We start from the raw sequence: 6,551 nt of genomic DNA on the forward strand, positions 1-6,551 counted from the left end.
CGTAAATTCTGCAAGTAAATGATAAAAGTATCAGAACTTATCCCGTGAGGTCTCACTATACTTATGGTTTAAAATTTACTTTAGTTTAATCATTATTTAACATGAAAATGAGACAAGTGTGTTACTATACTATAAAAGTATTGCGGAGGTGTATAATGAAAAATTTAAAAGGGTTATTTAGCAAAGTACTAGTATTTTTTATGTTGATTAGTATAATTAGTCAGATTACTATGGTTAAGGCCGCTGCAAAGACTTTGCCTTCAGGACTAAATTATAGTGAATTACCTAGGGAAATAGAAGATTATGTTAATAAACATAGTGACACAACTTGTGGAATGAATGTTATTGTTTATGATAGTGATGAAACAATTTATGAAAATTCATTTGGTTATGTGGATAAAGAAGCCAAATTAAAATCAGAGTTGGATTCTGTGTATGAATGGGGTTCAATATCCAAACTGTTTATATGGGTAAGTGTTATGCAGCTTTATGAACAGGATAAAATCGATTTAACTGAAGATATAAAAAAATATTTACCTGATGATTTTCTTAAGAACTTGAGTTTTGAAAAACCTATAACTATGCTAGATCTTATGAATCATAAAGCAGGTTTTCAAGATACATATTTTATACAAACGCCAAATGCCTCTGATATAAAAAGTCTTGAAGAAGCGCTTCAAACAAGACAGCCAAAGCAAGTATATGAACCAGGAGAACATACTGCCTATTCAAACTGGTCAGCTGCACTTGCAGCTTATATAGTTCAAAGAATTTCTGGAATGGATTATGTGGACTATGTTCATAAGAATATTTTTGAACCACTAAACATGAAACATAGTTCTATAAGTCCAATATATGCGGACAATGATTGGGTAAGAAGTGAAAGGCTTAAGTTAAAGTGCTATGACACTGAGGGTGAGATTATCGATGGTGTAGGTATGTACTATATTCATCTTTATCCTGCAGGAAGTGCAGCTGGAACTATAAATGATTTAAAAACTTTTGCTCAAGCAATTATGCCTAATGAAAAGAACCCATCACCACTATTTAAAAAGCAAAGCACCCTAGAAGAAATTTATAAAGCCACAAGTTTTTATGGATCCACCAAAATTCCGAAGAACTATCATGGCTTCTTCTCAAGTGAATATGGTGTTGAAACCATTGGACACGGTGGAAACACTTTTGGATGTTCGTCAATGTTACAATTCGATCCCAAAAGTGGAGTTGGAATGGTAGTAATGACTAATCAAGCTCATGAAACTATTTATAACTATGAGATGTATGAACTTATTTATGGAAAATTCACAGATTCTAAGCTTGCTCAAATCAAAAGGAAAGTACCAAAAGGACTCATTCTAAATACCCGTGGAATACTCAAAGGGCCACTTTCATTTATGGGGGCTATGGGTGTGAGTTCCTACAGTGAAGAAGATTTAGAGAATTGGTGGTATGAGGAAGATGGTGTTGTTGAGACTCAGTTTTCAGACTTTATTACATCTACACCAAAGGCTATAACTAATGTTCTGTGCATGTTATTTTTTATAATTGCAGGAATCTATGGAATAGTTAAACTAGTTGTTGGTGGTTTTATTATTGATTTTCTCAAAAACAAGAAAGAAGGATTAAAAACAAAACCGCTTCGTAAGTATTCCTATATCTTATGTGGTCTGATGGGGATAACGTTAATTAATTTAGTGGTAATTTTTATGCGCCTTAATAAGGGATATAGAACTGGCGATATTGGTAGCGTAGAATCCTATATAATTCAAAGTGTGGTATTTACTGTCTTAATGATACTTATGGCAATTTCCATTTTTGTGGGAATGAAAAAATATAATGAGGAATCTACAAAAAAAGAAAAACATAAGTTTTTTATTACAAGTCTTTTTGCTATAACGCAATGCTTAGTGATTTTAAGTTTTGAAATGTATAAGTTTTGGGGATTCTAAAACATCATGAAAAGGAAAATAGTCTAAAAACATCTACATTTGTAGGTGTTTTTTTATGCCTAATTGCAAAATTAAAAACATAGGATTATAATAAAATAAAGAATAATTTGTTAGTTAATAATGAATAATTCAAAAAATTTATTGGGAGGAACCTATGAATAAAAAAATAGTAGCTGCACTAACTTTATCAGCGTTGTTGTTATCTACAAACTCATTCGCTTCAAATGAAAAACAAAAGTTAGATGCAATCGAAAAACTTGGTCTAAAAATCGATCAATCCATCGATAAGACCAACCTAGCTGATGAAATCAAATTACAAAATGGAATAACATTGAAATTTGACAAAGAAGGAAAACTTGTAGGAATTGATGCGCTTTCTAGCACGGAAAAGTTGTTATCAGGAAAATCAGACGACAAATTCGAAGATTACTTAAACAACACAATAGCTAAGCTTAAAAAAGATGGCTACATTCCTGAAGGATACAAATTAGTCGACAAACAAGACATACTTGATAATGGATACAAAGTTGTATTTGAAAAAGAAAATTCATTTAATGTCAAAAATCCGTACAACATTATAACAGTATCATTTGACAAGAAAACAAACGAACTCAAAACATTCAACAAAATTGAAAAATTTGAAGTGACAAAAGCTCCTTCAGTAAAGCTTGAAGATGCAAAGAAAATTGCAATCGAAAAACTAAAAAGCATCAAAGATTTTGATGAAACAAAAGTAGAATCAGAAACTACTGTAGTTGATATTGACAAGTTACCAACTAAATTCGCACAAAACAAAGGCTTAAAAGTTTCTTATGTATTCGAATACGAAGGAACAAAAGTATACGTAGATGCCAATACAAATGAATTGTTGGGAGCAGATAAGCTTAAATCAGACGACAACACACAAAGTACAAAACAATACGTAGTATCCAGAATTAACGGCAAGGATAGAATAGACACATCAATCCAAATAGCTAAAAGCTACATCAAAACATCAGAATTCGCAATCCTTGCGAACCAAAACAGCTTCCCAGATTCACTAAGTGCAACAGTTCTATCTAAAAAATACAACGCACCAATATTGTTGACAGATGCAACAACAGCAGACAAAGGATTAATCCAAGAAATCAAAAGATTACAAACAAAATACTTTGTCAAAATAGGTGGCGAAAAATCTATCAGTAACGAAGTAGCCACACAATTACTACCAGAAGGAAGTAAAGTAAAATCATACAAAGGTGCTGACAGATATGCTACAAACGCCGAAATCATCAAAGAATTCAAAGACGCAGATACTTGTATCATAGCAAGCGGCGAAAATTTTGCAGACTCACTAAGCATTGGCGCATACGCAACTAAAAACGGATACCCAATCGTATTAGTACAAAAAAATAAAATCAACGACGTAACAAAACAAGCACTAAAAGATTCCAAAATCAAAAAATGCTACATCGTAGGTGGAGAAAACTCCGTATCCAAATCATTAGAAAAAGAATTACCACAAGTAATTGAAAGAATCGCTGGCAATGACAGATACGAAACATCACTTAAAATAGCTGACAAATTCTACAAAGACGCACAAGGAGCATACCTTGCAAGTGGAGAAGTATTTGCAGATAGCTTGGCAATCAACCCAATCGCTGCAAGATTTGATGTACCATTGATTCTTACACCAAAAGACAAACTACCACAAAAAACACAACAATACCTTGAAAACTCAAAAATCATTCAAGTAGCTATAATAGGTGGAGAAAAGACAGTATTCAAGGAAATTCAACAAGAATTAGCCAAAAACAACCCAAACGTTGCAACATCTGTTAAGTTGACATACACAAAAGACGGTAAGAAAGTTACAAGAGAACTTACTAACGCCGAAGCTAACGAATTAGCAAAATTAATGAATGAAAACAAAAAACATGTAACAGGTGAAAGATTAAAAAGCATATTTGACAATTACTTTACACTAGTAGCAGCTAATGGAAAAACAAAAGTAGCAGTATCAGTAAATATCGAAAAAGATGGGGTTGTAATAGATGATGCAATCCTTGAAAAAGGTGCTACACTTAATAAAGACAACGACCTTGCAAAACAATACATTAAATTCATCGAAAATTTACACCAAAATTAACACAAAAAATGTTGAAAAACAAACTTATAGGTGATATAATAGCGTTGGCTTAAAAAATTATCGCGGCAAATAATTTTTTAATGGAGATGAATATTAATGGCAAGAATGATGGGACCTAGATTTAAACAATCTAGAAGATTAGGTCTAAACGTATGCGGTCACCCAAAAGCTAACAAAAGAATGGGTAAAGGACTTGGAAGAAACGACAAGAAGTTAACTGAATATGGTATGCAACTTCTTGAAAAACAAAGATTAAGAGCATATTACGGAGTAAACGAAAAACAAATGCACAAATACTTCGAAAAAGCCCTTAACAACAAAGAAGGTCTTACAACTGGGGATGTAATGGTAAGACAATTAGAAACTAGATTAGACAACCTAGTACTAAGAGCTTCATTTGCATCATCAATCAGACAAGCAAGACAAATGGTATCTCACGGTTTAATCAGAGTAAACGGTAAAAAAGTAGATATCCCTTCTTACCAAGTAGCTGAAGGATCTGTAATCGAATTGAAAGAAAAATCAAGATCAAATGAATTGTTCAAAGAAAACTACGAAACAAACTTTGCACAATCATTACCTTACATTGACAAGGAAGAAAACTTCAAAGTAACATTGACAAGACTTCCTGAAAGACAAGAAATTCCAATCGAAATTACAGACTCATTAATAGTTGAGTTGTACTCAAGATAATCAAAAGGCGAGTTATTATACTCGCTTTTTTTATTGCAAACATTGATATATACTCAAATTAAAAGTACAATAATATTAATCATAAAAAAAGGAAAATCAAATGAAAAAACGAGCACTCATAACCACAATAATATTCTTATTTCTAGTGTATTTTAGTGGAACGACATTCTTCGCATTCTACGCACTACCTAACACATACGTCAACGGTTACAACATGAGCTTTGTCGAAAAATCCAAAATAGTCGACAGAAACGCAGACATCAGAACACTTACAATAGGCGCCACTGACAACCGTAAACTCATAATAGATGCAAAAGAAGTGGATTTCAACCTAAAAATACCGGAAGATTTTAAAATAGAACAAAACCCATTCTCTTGGCCCTTGTCATTCTTCGACACCAAAAAATACAACATCAACTTTGACTACACAATTGACGAAGACAAACTCAACAAGAAAATCTACCAAGCACAGCTTAACAAAAACGCCAAGAAATCGTACAACGCCTACATCAGTTACTTGGATGACGAATACACGATAATATCAGAAGAAGTCGGAAACGAAATAGATACGAATAAACTCAAAGACACCATCAAAAAATCACTCTTAGAACAAAAAGAAGACATTACACTCAAAAACGAATACATCAGACCAACAGTCTACGCAAACGACTGGAACATCATACGCGCCAAAAACAAACTCAACAAACTCAAAGACATCGAAATAAGCTTTGATTTCAACGACACAATCCACAAACTCAAAGGCGCACAACTTCGTGACATGATGGACTTTGATGAAGAGGAAGGATTTGTATATAAGGACAGTGAAATCGAACACTATGTAGATGATTTGAAAAAAGAAACCGATACCTACAACAAACCACACACAATAAACACAGTAGAAAACAAAACAATCACACTCAACGCCGTTGACTACGGATGGGAAATCGACAAACAAAAAACAGTCGAACTTATAAAACTCACACTAGATGATGCAGAAGATAAAACCATCGAACCAGTGTATTCGAAACAAGCCAAGTCCAGACTCAAAAACGACATTCAAGACGAATACATTGAAATCGACCAACAAAACAAAACACTATACTATATCAATAACTACAAAATCACAAAAAGTATACCCATCAAAATCACACAACCACTCCCAAAAGGAATCTACAACATAGAAACCAAAACAAAAGGATACGCCAAAAACTACACGCTGGGATTTTACAGACACACAATATCTACAGAACAAAACTCTGACATACAAGCAAATCCCAACCTGTTAGAAAGCATTTATTATGATGTGACAGACAACATAGCAGTAATAGTGTATTAAAGTAAAATAAAAGTAAAAAAATTTTAAAATTCACTTGACATTATAGTGCAAACTTGATAATATATATAAGCACTCAATTGTTTAGTGAATTTTTTAATTAAAATAAAAACTAAAAAACACTTGACAATAAAGAAATACAAGAGTATAATGTAATAGTTAGCTCACAAAACGCGAACTTCAAATAAACTTTGAAAATCACGTTTTAAAATATATTTCGTGAGTATAGAACCTTAATAAATTAAATAAAGTAAATACTTTGAGAGAAGTACAAACCAAACAATAATTCGGTGAGAATAAAAAAAGCAAAAGTCAGCTGAAAAGCTAGCTTCAAACAAACATTAAATTGAGAGTTTGATCCTGGCTCAGGACGAACGCTGGCGGCGTGCTTAACACATGCAAGTCGAACGGGATTTAGTAAACAGAAGCTTCGGTGGAAGATTACTAA

Annotated in this window: 4 protein-coding genes and 1 rRNA gene; all 5 read left to right on the plus strand. The window is 32.8% G+C overall.

Going from position 1 to position 6,551, the window contains the following annotated elements:
* The first annotated feature begins 155 nt into the window (after positions 1 to 155).
* Positions 156 to 1,949, plus strand: a complete 1,794-nt coding sequence (locus B9N53_RS00750; protein ID WP_158520784.1) for a serine hydrolase domain-containing protein — start codon at positions 156 to 158, stop codon at positions 1,947 to 1,949.
* A gap of 154 nt (positions 1,950 to 2,103) precedes the next feature.
* Positions 2,104 to 4,077, plus strand: a complete 1,974-nt coding sequence (locus B9N53_RS00755; RefSeq protein ID WP_094203279.1) for a cell wall-binding repeat-containing protein — start codon at positions 2,104 to 2,106, stop codon at positions 4,075 to 4,077.
* A 96-nt stretch (positions 4,078 to 4,173) separates the two neighbouring features.
* Complete coding sequence (gene rpsD / locus B9N53_RS00760) at positions 4,174 to 4,770, plus strand: 30S ribosomal protein S4 (RefSeq protein ID WP_002836144.1); 597 nt, start codon at positions 4,174 to 4,176, stop codon at positions 4,768 to 4,770.
* Between the two features lie 100 nt (positions 4,771 to 4,870).
* Positions 4,871 to 6,106: a peptidoglycan binding domain-containing protein gene (locus tag B9N53_RS00765; RefSeq protein WP_094203280.1), complete on the plus strand. Its 1,236-nt coding sequence runs from the start codon at positions 4,871 to 4,873 to the stop codon at positions 6,104 to 6,106.
* A gap of 339 nt (positions 6,107 to 6,445) precedes the next feature.
* Positions 6,446 to 6,551: ribosomal RNA gene (locus B9N53_RS00770) — 16S ribosomal RNA — on the plus strand; the annotation flags it as partial.

It is taken from the genome of Finegoldia magna (assembly GCF_002243175.1).
Lineage (GTDB): Bacteria > Bacillota > Clostridia > Tissierellales > Peptoniphilaceae > Finegoldia > Finegoldia magna_J.